This is a genomic window from Streptomyces sp. NPDC028928, assembly GCF_055564915.1.
In genome coordinates this window covers 146,108-158,557 of sequence record NZ_JBVHVI010000012.1, presented here as the reverse complement: position 1 = coordinate 158,557, position 12,450 = coordinate 146,108, and the positions used below count along the sequence as shown (strand labels likewise).

The window sequence follows — 12,450 nt, the reverse complement described above, 5'->3', positions numbered from 1 at the left end:
GCGGTTCCGTGTTGTACTTGCATATCCGAACGGACTGGCTCACCCCCAGTCCCAGAGACGCCGAGAGGAGGCGAGTCCAGTGATCAGCATCAACATCAGCACCACCGTCAGCACGGCCAAACTGACCGATCGCTCGGCCGTCTCCACGTGCATGCTCGGCGCCTCGAACCAGGGCACCGGTCTGTCCGGCATCCGTGCCGTGCGTCCGGCGTCCTCCCCTGCCCTCGCGGGTCTTCCCATCCGTGAGCGCAATGAGCGACCGACCAAGGCACTGGAAGCAGTAGAGGCACAGGCCCACGCCTATGCCTTTGCGGCGGCCGGTGCCGGATTCCGGAAGCAGACGACGCAGCACCACCTGATGTGGGCCTTCCGTGGGCCAAAACCCTGGAGTGATCCAGCCTGATCGCCGATCAGGCCGGCGCCTTCAGGGCCGCGGAACCCCATCCGGGATCCGCGGCCCTTCTGTTTTCCCCGAACGGGGACGACGGAGCGAAGGGGCCTCGGGACAAGGAACCCGGTACCAAGCCGACACCCGGTCAACCGGCCGGAACGACCAGACGAGGAAGACCAATCGTGCAACTCGAAGCGCACGCCCCGTCCGTACCGCCTTCGCAAACGATCCCCCCGCCCGGCCTCACGGAGGACTCCACCTTGACCCCCCTCACCGCGCTCACCGCGCTCGACGACGCCATCGAGAACCTCGGCGTACCCGTCCCCTGCCGCTCCTACGACCCGGAGGTCTTCTTCGCCGAGTCGCCCGCGGACGTGGAGTACGCCAAGTCCCTCTGCCGCACCTGCCCGCTGATCGAGGCCTGCCTCGCCGGCGCCAAGGAGCGGCGTGAGCCCTGGGGCGTCTGGGGTGGCGAGCTGTTCGTCCAGGGTGTCGTCGTCGCCCGGAAGCGGCCCCGTGGCCGCCCGCGCAAGAACCCGGTCACGGCATGAACACCGCAGGAACGATCGACCGCCCCCTCACGCACGACCCCAAGAAGCAGGCCCCGATGAAGCCGTCCACCAGCGAGCCCGCCGGCTCCGCGACCCCAGACTTCACCACCACCGGCGCGACCGAAGCGCGCCAGAACAGGAACCGAGAGATGCAACTCATGCAAGAAGCCCTGGCTCGTGCGCATATGCACGAGCGACTCCATGACGCCGTGCGTGAACGCCGGGCCATGCGCCTGGCGGTCGCCCAGCGCATGCAGCGCCGGGCCGAGCGCGCCTCGCTGCGCGCCCGCCGCGCGCTCGCCATGGCGGTCATGCAGTAAGGAACACACCTGAGCAGCGGTGGCCTCCCGAACCCGGGAGGCGAAGCCTCCCCGCGGGGGCCGGTCCGGCCGAACGGACCGGCCCCCGCGGTGCGTTCCCCAGGGCGATCGGCCGGTCCCGGAGTTATCGTCGCCGGGTGACGAGTGTTCCCGGCGGAAGTGATCAGGGCGGCTCCACCCCGGAGCCCCGCCACATCGTGTGCGCCCGCTGCGGCACCCCCGCCGACGGCCCCCCGCCGGCCACCTGGACCTGCTCCGTGGAGAACGGCGTCCGCCAGTACTTCTGCGACACCTGCTCCCGCGACAACCTCCGCGCGATCGAGGGACGCCTGGACTCGGCCTGGTGGTGAAAGGATCGGGCCGACAGGCAGAGGGAGGGGGAGAGGGTGGCCCCGATCACGCCCCCGCCGCCGGCTCGTCCTGCGTGTTCTCGGGGGCGTCGGGCATGAAGCCCGGGAGCCATTCCTCCAGTTCCTCGCGGAGGCGGACGTTGGCGCCCAGTTGGCACAGGACGCCGATCGTGCTCAGGGTCACCCGGTGTATCAGGAGATAGGCCGGGGGCAGGTTGAGCTGTTTGCCGAGCTGGTAGGCGGGGGAGCGGGGGTCGGCGATGCGGGCGGCCTGGCTGCGCATCCAGGAGCGGGTGAAGGTGAACGCCTCGACCCGGGCCGGCTCGATGATCGGCAGCAGGTAGTCCAGGACGGCGTCCGGTTCCAGTTCGATGGTCTCCTTGACGAACCCCTCGGTGCAGAGCAGTTCGTAGACCGTCTCGGCGTCACCGTCCAGGGTCATCCGCAGGGAGACGCCGATCGGGGCCGGAAGGCCGCCGGGGAGCCGGTCGACCGTGCCGAAGTCCAGGACCCCCAGGCGCCAGTCGTCCTCACCGGCCGGCCCGCCGGGCAGCAGGCGGAAGTTGCCCGGGTGCGGGTCGGCGTGCAGCAGGCCGGTGCGGGCCGGTCCCGAGAAGAGGAAGCGGGCCAGGAGCTGGCCGGCCCGGTCGCGCTGTTCCTGGGTGCCGTCCGCGATGATCTCGGACAGCGGGATGCCGTCGATCCACTCGGTCACCAAGACCTGCTCGCACTGGTGCACCACCGCCGGGACGACCACGTCCGGGTCGTCCGCGAACTCCTCCGCGTGCGCGGTCTGGGCCTGGGCCTCCAGGCCGTAGTCCAGTTCCTCGGAGACCCGGTCCCGCAGCTCAGCGATCAGCGGCTTGATGTCCATGCCCGGGATGAGCGGGCCCAACAGTCGGGCGAAGCGGCTCAGTTGGCCGAGGTCGGAGAGCAGTGCCTCGCCGGCTCCCGGGTACTGGACCTTGACCGCGACCTCACGGCCGTCGTGCCACACCGCCCGGTGCACCTGGCCGATCGAGGCCGCGGCGGACGGCTTGTCCTCGAACTCCTCGAACAGCTCGCGCCAGTCCGGCCCCAGCCGCTCCTCCAGGACCGCGTGCACCGTGCGGGTCGGCATCGGCGGGGCCGCGTCCTGCAGCCTGGTCAGGGCCGCGCGGTAGGGGCCGGCGACCTCCTCCGGCAGCGCCGACTCGAAGACGGACAGCGCCTGCCCGAACTTCATCGCACCGCCCTTCAGCTCGCCGAGCACCTTGAACAACTGCTCCGCCGTGCGCTGTTGCAGCTCGCGGCCGACGATCTCCGCGGACTCGCCCACGATCCGCTTGCCCAGCCCCCAGGTCGCCCGGCCGGCGAAGCCGAGCGGGAGCGCGGCGAGCTTGGCGGTACGGGTGACCGCCTTCCGGGGAAGATCAGACATGCGCCCTCCAAGTCCCAGTCGGGCGTGCCGCGCCCGCTGTGCGTCGCCGCGCCGTCGACGGCCGTTGCACCGCCATTGTCGCGCGCTGCTCCCCGGTGGTTGAGGCGCGCTCCCGTTTACCTCTCTCCGCGGCCCCGCAGCCGCACTCCGGATGGGCCGGGACCGGCCGGGAGCGCCAGGTCAGACCGGGCAGGGACACCTCCCAGCGGGCGCCCGCGCTGGACGGCGACTCCCCGTCGAGGAAGGCCAGGGCATGCGCCGCCGCCACTCCCGCCACCGCCGTGGACAGGGTCAGGTCGCAGGCGCCGACCCGGCGGGCCCGGCCGGAACGCCACTGGGTGACCAGCCGGGGCCAGGCCGGGTCCCGGTCCGTGCGGTCCTGGTGCAGACAGCCGGCGCAGCCCGACTCGCCGGGCAGCACGAGCGGGCCGACGACGCCCGTGCCCTCCACGACACCGGCGTACAGATGGGGGGTGCCGGCGGCCATGAGGGGTTCGGCGGTGAACGGGTCCGGGGCGTGCACGGCGACGTCGTCGCGGGGCGCGAAGATCACCAGGGAGAGGCCGGGGTCCTCGGCGCCGGAACCGGGGGAGTGGGCGTGGCGGGGTGGCCGGTCCGGTGCGGCCCGGCGGACGGCGGTCCGCGCCGCCGCGTCCCGCCTGTCGCCGAGCGAGTCGGCGGGCAGCCCGCCCGGCGCCACGTCCCACGGCTCCACGCGGCCCACGTCACGTACGTCGACCTCGCCGACGCCGGCGCCCGACAGGACCGATGCCAGCAGGGCGCCGACCCGGCCCGCTCCCCGCACCCGCACCCGCAGCGCGCGCCGGGCCGCGAGCCGGGCCGGGGCGCCGCCCGGCTCGGGTGTGATCAGGGAGAGCGAGGCGAGGTCGGGGCGCAGCCGTTCGAGGACGTCCGTCTTCTCGCGCAGCGCGTCCGCGGCCGGTCCGCCGCCGCGCGCGTCGTCGACGAGGCCCGCGCGGGCCAGCCGTTCCACCAGCGCGTCGACATGGCGGGCCGGCACGTCCGCGCGGCGGCCCTCCTCGCGCAGCAGCGGCAGCCCGCGGGTGCCGTCGAGCAGGTCGAGGAAGCTGCCGGTCGCCGTGTCCATCGGGCTCAGTGTCACGGCGTGCGCCGGGGTCATCCCGAACTGCACAGTGTTGCGATCGCGCCAGCCGCGCCGCAGCGCGGGCTTCACCACCGGATGCATGACTGCCCCCCCGTATCCGTGTATCTGTCGGGATTCGTGTCTGTCGGGATCGTGTGTCTGTCGAGCTGCGCATCGGGAATCCAGGACGTCCGTCCCGTCGGCGGAAGCGGTCGCGCTGCGCCGATGCCTGTCAGCATGCCCGCCTCGTGCGGCGGGCGTCGTGAGTTATCCACAGGTGGGGGAAGTTTGTCATACCGGAGAGCCGGGGCGAAGTGGTGTAAATCGCATGACCAGGCCGGTCGTACGAATCAAACACATGGTGGGGTATCGGCGGTCAACCGTCCGGGAGCCGGGACTTTGCCCATGCCCACCGGGTAACGTCGGGGCGTGCCCGCCGACCCACTGCACCGCGCCGGTAAACCACAGCGCAGCACGACGAGCCAGCCGCCCGGCGGCTCGGGGGCGAGCGCGATCGAGGTCCGCAGGAGCGCCCGGCGCCGCCGGACGGTCTCCGCGTACCGCGAGGGCGATCGCACCGTCGTACTGATCCCCGCCCGCATGTCGAAGGCGGAGGAGCAGCGCTGGGTCACCGTCATGCTCGACAAACTCGCCGCCCAGGAGAGCAGGCGGGTGCTGGGCGACGCCGAGCTGGCCGAGCGTGCCGAGCGGCTGTCGGCCCAGTACTTCGACGGCCGGGCCCGGCCCGCGTCCGTGCGCTGGGTCACCAACCAGAACACCCGCTGGGGTTCGTGCACCCCGGCCGAGGGCAGCATCCGGCTCTCGCACCGCCTTCAGGGGATGCCGGAGTACGTCATCGACTACGTGCTCTGCCACGAGCTGGCGCATCTGCTGGTCCCCGGCCACGGCCCCGACTTCTGGCGGCTGCTGGAGGCATACCCGCGCACCGAGCGGGCCCGCGGCTACCTCGAAGGGGTGGTCGCGGCCGCGCGGCTGCCGCATGTGCCGGGCGCGCGGGATGAGCGGGACGCCTGAGCGTCCTGATGTGAGCGGCCGGGTGCGGTTGTGTACCGGGTCTGTACCGACGGCCACCCTTCGGGGCCGTTGTCGGTCTTTGCCGTTAGCCTGGCGCGACGCACTCACATTCGGGATGGGGGACGGTCGTAACGCATGGCCAGGGAATTCCAACGCGGCCACAAGGCCAGGATCAGTGACCTCACGGCGGGCACGGATCTGTACGTAGGCGTGCAGATCTCCGGCCCCGGACTGACCTTCGACATCAGCTGCTTCGGTCTGGACGCCGACGAGCGTCTCTCGGACGACCGGTACTTCGTCTTCTTCAACCAGCCGAAGTCCCCGGAGGAGTCCATCCAGCTGCTGGGCGCGCAGGCGGGTGACACGGAGTCGTTCCGGGTCACGCTCGACCGGATCCCCTCGCACATCCGCAAGCTGTCCTTCACGGCGACCATCGACGGCGCCGGCCAGATGTCGCAGGTCGCTCCCGGATACCTGCGCATCGTGGCGGGCGGCGAGGAGGTCGCGCGGTACTCCTTCACCGGTGCGGAGTTCTCCACCGAGCGGGCCGTGATGCTCGGTGACTTCTACTTCAAGGACGGGTGGCGGTTCGCCGCCGTCGGGCAGGGCTTCGACGGCGGTCTGGAGGCGCTGCTGAAGAACTTCGGCGGTGAGGTCCTGGAGGAGGAGGCGCCCGCCGCCCCGCAGCAGTCCCAGCAGCAGCCCGGCGCGGCCCCCGGTTTCGCCCCGCCCGCCCAGACCACGCCGCCCCCCGCGTTCGGCGTCCCGACCGCCCCGGCACCCGCCCCGGCACCTGCTCCCGCACCCGCCCCGACCCCGCAACCCGCTCCGGCGCCGCAGGGCTTCGCCCCGCCCCCGGCCCCGGCGCCCAACGTGCACGGCGCGCCGACGGTCGTCGCCCCCATGACGCCGCCCGGCGGCACCGTCCCGCCGCCGGCCGCGCCCACCGCCCCGGCCCCCGCGCCCCACGGCCAGCCGCCCCAGCAGCCGTCGTACGGCGGCCAGCCCGGCGCGCCCCTGCCCCCGGGCTACGGCCAGCAGCAGGCCCCCTACGGCGGTGGCCAGCCGACCCCGCCCATGCCCCCGGGCTACGGGCAGGTCCCCGGCCAGCAGACCGCTGCCTACGGGGTGCCGCAGGGCGCGCCCCAGGGCGGTGCCGGGGTGACGGCCGCGCTCCAGGCGTTCAAGGAGACGCCGACCGGCCAGCGCTGGACGCAGCAGAACAAGAAGCTGATCCGAGTCGACCTCGGCATCGGCGGCCAGCCGGTGCTGGCCCGGCAGGGCAGCATGGTGCTCTACCAGGGCAAGGTCGACTTCAGCTACAAGGGCGCCGGTTTCGCCGGGCGCATCGTCGGCAACGCCACCGGCCAGGAGATGCAGCTGATGCGCTGCACCGGCCAGGGCCAGGTGTTCCTCGCCGAGAACTCCACCCAACTGCACCCGGTCGAGCTGCAGGGCGACGCGATCTGCGTGTCCGCCGAGAACGTCCTCGCCTTCGACGAGAGCCTGCAGTACGAGGTCCGCCGCATCGAGGGCCACGGCATCCCGGGCGGCGCGCTGTTCACCATGCAGTTCCAGGGCACCGGCACGATCGTCGTCAAGACGCACGGCACGCCCGTGGTGCTGCCGGTCACGCCGACCACCTTCGCCGACTGCAACGCCGTCGTCGCCTGGTCGGCCGCGTCCCAGGTGATCGTCTCCAGCCAGGTCCGCATGCGCCGCAACGCCTACCCGGGCGACACCGGCGAGAGCGTCAACCTCCAGTTCCGGGGTGCGCCCGGCAACTTCATCGTCGTCCAGCCGTACGAGGTCTAAGGGGAGCCCGTCATGAACCAGCCGCTCGCGGGCCACGCCCCCGCACCCGTCACCGCCCGCATGGAGAACCACGGCAACCACATGCTGAAGGTCGCCATGCAGACCGGGAACGACCTCCTCGCGCGCGTGGGCTCGATGGTCGCCTACGAGGGTTTCATCCAGTACGAGCCCAACCCGCCGGCCGTCCGGCAGATCGCCCGTGACTGGGTCACCGGCGAGGGCGCGCCGCTGATGAAGTGCACCGGCGACGGCCTGCTCTACCTCGCCGACTACGGCGCCGACGTCGTCGTGATCAACCTCAACGGCGACGGCATCTCCGTCAACGCCACCAACCTGCTCGCCTTCGACGCGCACCTGACCTGGGGCGTGGAGCGCGTGAAGGGGCTCGCGAAGTTCGCCGGGCAGGGCCTGTGGAACACGAAGATCTCCGGGCAGGGCTGGGTCGCGCTGACCTCCCGGGGCAAGCCGATCGTCGTGGACTGCGGCGGCGGCGAGGACGAGACGTACGTCGACCCGGACGCGCTCGTCGCCTGGTCGCCGAACCTGAAGGTGAAGGGCAAGCGCAGCTTCAAGGCCCAGTCGCTGATCGGCCGGGGCAGCGGCGAGGCCTACCAGATGGCCTTCTCCGGCCAGGGCATCGTCGTCGTCCAGCCCAGCGAGGACAGCACCGACCGCCTCCGGATCCGGGGCTGAGGGGGAGCCAGAACACCATGCAGAGCCCGCTTTTCGCGCACAACGACCTCCAGACCCAGGAGCGCTGGAGCCTGCAGAACAAGCAGATGCTCCGGATCACCCTGGAGGGCCACGACGACCTCCTCGCCCGCAAGGGCACCATGGTCGCCTACCAGGGTCTCGTCGAGTTCGACGCCGAATACCGCAGCAACGGCCAGGCACGCGCGCGTGCGCGCACCGGCGAGGGCCTGGACCTGATGCGCTGCCACGGCCAGGGCACGGTCTACCTCGCCAACCTCGCCCAGCACGTGCACATCATGGACGTCGAGCAGGACGGGCTGACCGTCGACAGCTCCTACGTCCTCGCCATGGACTCCTCGCTGCACCACGAGGTCATCGCCGTCGACAGCCTCTACGGCATCTCCGGCTCGGGGAAGTACCAGCTCAACATCACCGGGCGCGGCAAGGTCGCCCTGATGACCTCGGGCGCGCCGCTGCTGATGCAGGTCACGCCCGACCGGTACGTCAACTGCGACGCCGACGCGATCGTGGCCTGGTCCACCGGGCTGCGCGTGCAGATGCAGGCGCAGACGCACTCCTCCGGTGTGTGGCGGCGGCGCGGCAACACCGGTGAGGGCTGGGAGCTGAGCTTCATGGGATCCGGGTTCGCGCTCGTGCAGCCCAGCGAGCTGCTGCCGCCGCAGAACGCCGTGATCGGGCAGGGCCTCGCCGCCCAGTTCGGCATGGGCCAGCAGGGGGCGCGTGGCCAGAACCAGGGCAACGTCTGGAGCTAGCCACCGGTGTAAGGGGTGACCGCCCGGACGGCCACCCCTCACACCGTCAGAGCCTCGCGCGCGTGGCGTCCAGCAGGCGTACGACGGACTCGTCGGCCACCCCGGCCACCTCGTCGTAGGCGTACCAGCGCAGGTCGAGCGATTCGTCGCTGATCGCCTCCACGGCCCCGCTCGGCGCGACGGCGGCGTACTGCACGTCCAGGTGCCAGGCACACGGCGTGTGATGGCGGTCCAGACGCACCGGACCGCTCTGCAGCAGGCGCAGGGCGGAGATACCCGACTCCTCCGTGGCCTCACGCAGCGCCGCCTCCGCGAGCGTGGTGTCGCCCCGCTCGCAGTGGCCGCCCATCTGGAGCCACATGCCGAGCTTCCTGTGCAGGGTGAGCAGGACGCGCCCGCCCTCCGGGTCGATCACCAGCGCGCTCGCCGTGATGTGCCCGTCCTTGCAGTCCTTCCACATTCCGTCGGGATGCGTGTCGAGATGGTCCAGGTAGATCCGGCGCAGATCCTGCTGCTGGTCGTACCGCTCCAGCACCTGTACCGCGTTCGTGTGCAGGGTCACTCTTTGTCGTCGCCTTCTTCGGCGGAGCCGCCCGCCGCCTCGCCGAGCATCTTGTCCAGCTCGGAGAAGTCCATGTGCTCGCGGTGGACGAAGCCGTCCGGGTCGTCCAGGTCGGTCGCGGTCGGCAGCATGTCCGGGTGGGCCCACAGGCCGTCCCGGCCGTCGATCCCGCGCGCGTCCGTGAGCGAGGCCCACAGGCGGGAGGCGTCGCGCAGCCGGCGCGGGCGCAGCTCCAGACCGATCAGCGTGGCGAACGTCTGCTCCGCCGGGCCACCGGTCGCGCGGCGGCGGCGCAGCGTCTCGCGCAGGGCGTCGGCCGATCCCAGGCGCGGCTTCGCGGCGGCGTGCACCACCGCGTCCACCCAGCCCTCGACGAGCGCCAGAGCGGTCTCCAGACGGGCCAGGGCCGCCTTCTGCTCGGGCGTGTCCTCCGGCTGGAACATGCCCTGCTGGAGCGCGTCCTGCAACTGCTCCGGGTTCTGCGGGTCGAACTGGCCGACCACGTCCTCCAGCTTGGCCGTGTCGACCTTGATCCCGCGCGCGTAGCCGTCGACCGCGCCGAACAGGTGCGAGCGCAGCCACGGCACGTGCGCGAACAGCCGCTGGTGGGCCGCCTCGCGCAGGGCCAGGTACAGCCGGACCTCCTCGTGCGGCACGCTCAGGTCCTTGCCGAACGCCTCCACGTTGACCGGGAGCAGCGCGGCCCGGCCGGCCGGGCCCAGCGGCAGGCCGATGTCGGTCGAGCCGACGACCTCGCCCGCGAGCACACCCACGGCCTGCCCGATCTGCGTGCCGAACATCGCGCCGCCCATCGAACGCATCATGCCGATCAGCGGGCCCGCCATGGCCTGCATCTCCTCCGGCAGGACGTCACCCATGGCCGCGCCGACCCGCTCGGCGACCGGGTCGACCAGCTCCTGCCAGGCCGGCAGGGTCGCCTCGACCCACTCCGCGCGCGACCAGGCCACCGCCGAGGCGGAACCCGACGGCAGGGACGTCACGTCGTCCAGCCACAGATCGGCCAGGCGCACGGCCTCCTCCACCGCCCTGCGCTCGGCCGGGCCGACACTGGCGTCCTTCGTGCCGTCCGAGGTGCCCTGGGCGACCGTCTGGCGGGCGATCTGCTTGGCCATGTCCCAGTTCACCGGCCCGCCCTCGTACGAGAGCATCTGGCCCAGCTGCTGGAACGCGGCGCCCAGGTCGGTGGGGTTCAGGGAACCGAACATGGCAGCGAGCGGGTTGTCGGCGCCGGGGCCGCCGAAGCCGCCGGCTCCGGGCAGGTCGCCGAAACCGAACGGATTCGCCGGTCCCTGCCCACCACCGCTCTGCTGGTCCTTCTTCTTGCCCTCGTCGCCGTCTTCCGGCTCCTCCGGCGGAAGGCCGAAACCGAATGGGGTGTCACTCACGGGATTCCTCGGCTGGTAAGGCCACCGGTTTCCTCCGGCGGCGCGGCTGCCCGACAACACCACCCAGCGTAGACACCCGGACCCGATCGGGCCTCGGTGCTTCGCCTGCGGAAGGCCTGCGGCAGGATGGATGCACCTGGTACGTACGCGTCACTCGCGCCCGTACTGAAGACAACCGCTGGAGACGCCCGGTGAGTTCCCCAGATCCGCAGGTTCGCGCAGCGCGAAACCCCTCAGCCCTCCCGTCGCCCGACCACCGCCCCTCGACGACGGCGCTTCGCGCCGGCGCGAAGCCTGCCGCCCGCGGGCCCGTCGTCGCGGTGACCGGCGCCGCCACCGGGGTCGGCGCCCTGCTCACCGAGCGGCTCGCCGCCTGTGAGGAGATCAAACAGGTCGTCGCCATCGACGAGCGGCGCGGTGAGTGCGCCGACGCCGAGTGGCACATCCTCGACGTGCGCGACCCCGCCATCGCGGACAAGCTGCGGGGCGCCGACGTGGTCGTCCACCTCGCACTCGACCTGGACCTGGAGACCGATCCGGCGGCGCGCACCGCTTACAACGTCCGGGGGACCCAGACCGTCCTGACCGCCGCCGCGGCGGCCGGGGTGCACCGTGTGGTGCTGTGCACCTCGGCGATGGTCTACGGCGCGCTGCCGGACAACGAGCTGCCCCTGTCGGAGGACGCCGAGCTGCGCGCGACCGCCGAGGCGACCGGGGTCGGCGACCTGCTGGAGATCGAGCGGCTGGCGCGCCGCGCCCCGCGCGCGCATCCGGGGCTGAACGTCACCGTGGTCCGGCCGGCCGTCCTGGTCGGCGGCACCGACACCGCGCTGACCAGGTACTTCGAGTCGCCGCGGCTGCTCGTCGTGGCCGGCTCGCGGCCCGCGTGGCAGTTCTGCCATGTCGAGGACCTGTGCAGCGCCCTGGAGTACGCCGTCCTGGAGAAGGTCGACGGGGAGCTGGCCGTCGGCTGCGACGGATGGCTCGAGCAGGAGGAGGTCGAGGAGCTGAGCGGGATCCGGCGCATGGAGCTGCCGTCGGCGGTCGCGCTCGGCGCGGCGGCGCGGTTGCACCGGATCGGACTCACCCCGTCCCCGGCGGGCGACCTCGCCTACACGATGTACCCCTGGGTGGTCAGCGGCAGCCGGCTGCACGACGCCGGGTGGCGGCCGAAGTGGACCAACGAGGAGGTGCTCGCGGAGCTGCTGGACGAGGTCGCCGGGCGGCACACGGTGGCCGGGCGGCGGCTCGGGCGCAAGGACGCGACGGCGGCCGGCGCGGCGGGCGCGACGGTCGCTCTGCTGGGCGCCGCGGCGGTCGTACGGCGGGCCCGCAAGGCCCGGCGGCGCGTGTGAGCCACGGGCGCTGTACGAGCCTCCAAAACGCCCCGCGCGCGTGACGGGCGAAACTCGTATTCCCCGTTGTCGGACCCGTACGGCACGATGGACGCATGGCACTCACGAACGACCACCCGGGTGAGCAGGCGGCTCAGGATCCCATCAAGCTGATCGGCATCCGCGAGACGCCGCTCTCCGTGGACGAGGTGTTCCGGGCCGTCGGGGACGACGCGGCCGGGGGCGTCGCGCTGTTCGTGGGCACCGTGCGCAACCACGACGGGGGCGCCGACGTGGACGCGCTCGGGTACTCGTGCCACCCCAGCGCCGAGGCCGAGATGCGGCGGATCGCCGAGAAGGTCGTCGCCGACTTCCCCGTGCGGGCGCTGGCCGCCGTCCACCGGGTGGGAGACCTGCGGGTGGGGGATCTCGCCGTCGTCGTCGCCGTGGCCTGCCCGCACCGCGGGGAGGCCTTCGAGGCCTGCCGCAAGCTGATCGACGACCTCAAGCACGAGGTGCCCATCTGGAAGCACCAGAAGTTCTCGGACGGCACGGAGGAGTGGGTCGGCGCCTGCTGAGGCCGGCTCCTGGTCACGTTGGGCCAACCGTGCACTCCGGTTGCGTAACCGGCCCCCTGGCGCGAGCGTTGTCCGTGCGGACGGTTAATCTGCTGATCAGTCAGTTGCGGACGCTCA

At 72.2% G+C, this 12,450-nt stretch carries 14 protein-coding genes; 10 read left to right on the top strand and 4 right to left on the bottom strand.

The window, feature by feature from the left end:
- Positions 1 to 79 precede the first annotated feature (79 nt).
- The 4 genes from ACZ4U1_RS27770 to ACZ4U1_RS27755 all read left to right on the top strand — a co-directional run bounded on the left by ACZ4U1_RS27770 (position 80) and on the right by ACZ4U1_RS27755 (position 1,612).
- A complete protein-coding gene (locus ACZ4U1_RS27770) occupies positions 80 to 403 on the top strand; it encodes a hypothetical protein (RefSeq protein ID WP_467906883.1) in 324 nt (107 codons plus the stop codon).
- 170 nt (positions 404 to 573) lie between these two features.
- Positions 574 to 942 carry a WhiB family transcriptional regulator gene (locus ACZ4U1_RS27765; protein ID WP_023546912.1) on the top strand — a complete coding sequence of 123 codons (369 nt, stop codon included), beginning with the start codon at positions 574 to 576 and terminating at the stop codon, positions 940 to 942.
- A complete protein-coding gene (locus ACZ4U1_RS27760) occupies positions 939 to 1,262 on the top strand; it encodes a hypothetical protein (protein WP_467906882.1) in 324 nt (107 codons plus the stop codon). The genes ACZ4U1_RS27765 and ACZ4U1_RS27760 overlap by 4 nt, the downstream gene beginning before the upstream one ends.
- A 137-nt stretch (positions 1,263 to 1,399) precedes the next feature.
- A complete protein-coding gene (locus tag ACZ4U1_RS27755; RefSeq protein WP_467906881.1) occupies positions 1,400 to 1,612 on the top strand; it encodes a hypothetical protein in 213 nt (70 codons plus the stop codon).
- A 46-nt stretch (positions 1,613 to 1,658) separates the two neighbouring features.
- Here the strand turns inward: ACZ4U1_RS27755 and ACZ4U1_RS27750 are convergent, their stop codons facing one another.
- Positions 1,659 to 3,032, bottom strand: a complete 1,374-nt coding sequence (locus tag ACZ4U1_RS27750) for an ABC1 kinase family protein (protein ID WP_467906880.1) — start codon at positions 3,030 to 3,032, stop codon at positions 1,659 to 1,661.
- Positions 3,025 to 4,239: a TOMM precursor leader peptide-binding protein gene (locus ACZ4U1_RS27745; protein ID WP_467906879.1), complete on the bottom strand. Its 1,215-nt coding sequence runs from the start codon at positions 4,237 to 4,239 to the stop codon at positions 3,025 to 3,027. Before ACZ4U1_RS27745 ends, ACZ4U1_RS27750 begins: the two co-directional genes overlap by 8 nt.
- A gap of 327 nt (positions 4,240 to 4,566) precedes the next feature.
- Between ACZ4U1_RS27745 and ACZ4U1_RS27740 the strand changes: the two genes are divergently transcribed.
- The 4 genes from ACZ4U1_RS27740 (at position 4,567) to ACZ4U1_RS27725 (ending at position 8,453) form a co-directional block, all read left to right on the top strand.
- A complete protein-coding gene (locus ACZ4U1_RS27740; RefSeq protein WP_467906878.1) occupies positions 4,567 to 5,172 on the top strand; it encodes a M48 metallopeptidase family protein in 606 nt (201 codons plus the stop codon).
- Between the two features lie 135 nt (positions 5,173 to 5,307).
- A complete protein-coding gene (locus ACZ4U1_RS27735) occupies positions 5,308 to 6,987 on the top strand; it encodes a TerD family protein (protein WP_467906877.1) in 1,680 nt (559 codons plus the stop codon).
- A 12-nt stretch (positions 6,988 to 6,999) separates the two neighbouring features.
- Positions 7,000 to 7,680 carry an AIM24 family protein gene (locus ACZ4U1_RS27730; protein ID WP_467906876.1) on the top strand — a complete coding sequence of 227 codons (681 nt, stop codon included), beginning with the start codon at positions 7,000 to 7,002 and terminating at the stop codon, positions 7,678 to 7,680.
- A gap of 17 nt (positions 7,681 to 7,697) precedes the next feature.
- The gene (locus ACZ4U1_RS27725) at positions 7,698 to 8,453 is read left to right on the top strand and encodes an AIM24 family protein (RefSeq protein ID WP_467906875.1); all 756 of its coding nucleotides are present in this window, start codon (positions 7,698 to 7,700) and stop codon (positions 8,451 to 8,453) included.
- A gap of 46 nt (positions 8,454 to 8,499) precedes the next feature.
- Here ACZ4U1_RS27725 and ACZ4U1_RS27720 read toward each other — a convergent pair whose 3' ends face one another.
- Together ACZ4U1_RS27720 and ACZ4U1_RS27715 are read right to left on the bottom strand one after the other, a co-directional pair.
- Entirely contained in the window at positions 8,500 to 9,015 is a 516-nt protein-coding gene (locus ACZ4U1_RS27720; RefSeq protein ID WP_467906874.1) for an NUDIX hydrolase, read from the bottom strand.
- Positions 9,012 to 10,421, bottom strand: a complete 1,410-nt coding sequence (locus tag ACZ4U1_RS27715) for a zinc-dependent metalloprotease (protein WP_467906873.1) — start codon at positions 10,419 to 10,421, stop codon at positions 9,012 to 9,014. The genes ACZ4U1_RS27720 and ACZ4U1_RS27715 overlap by 4 nt, the downstream gene beginning before the upstream one ends.
- 191 nt (positions 10,422 to 10,612) lie before the next feature.
- On the opposite strand from ACZ4U1_RS27715, the gene ACZ4U1_RS27710 reads away from it, so the two are divergent.
- Both ACZ4U1_RS27710 and ACZ4U1_RS27705 read left to right on the top strand, forming a co-directional pair.
- Positions 10,613 to 11,776, top strand: coding sequence for an SDR family oxidoreductase (locus ACZ4U1_RS27710; protein WP_467906872.1), 1,164 nt, complete (start codon positions 10,613 to 10,615; stop codon positions 11,774 to 11,776).
- Between the two features lie 95 nt (positions 11,777 to 11,871).
- A complete protein-coding gene (locus ACZ4U1_RS27705) occupies positions 11,872 to 12,333 on the top strand; it encodes a molybdenum cofactor biosynthesis protein MoaE (protein WP_467906871.1) in 462 nt (153 codons plus the stop codon).
- Positions 12,334 to 12,450 lie beyond the last annotated feature (117 nt).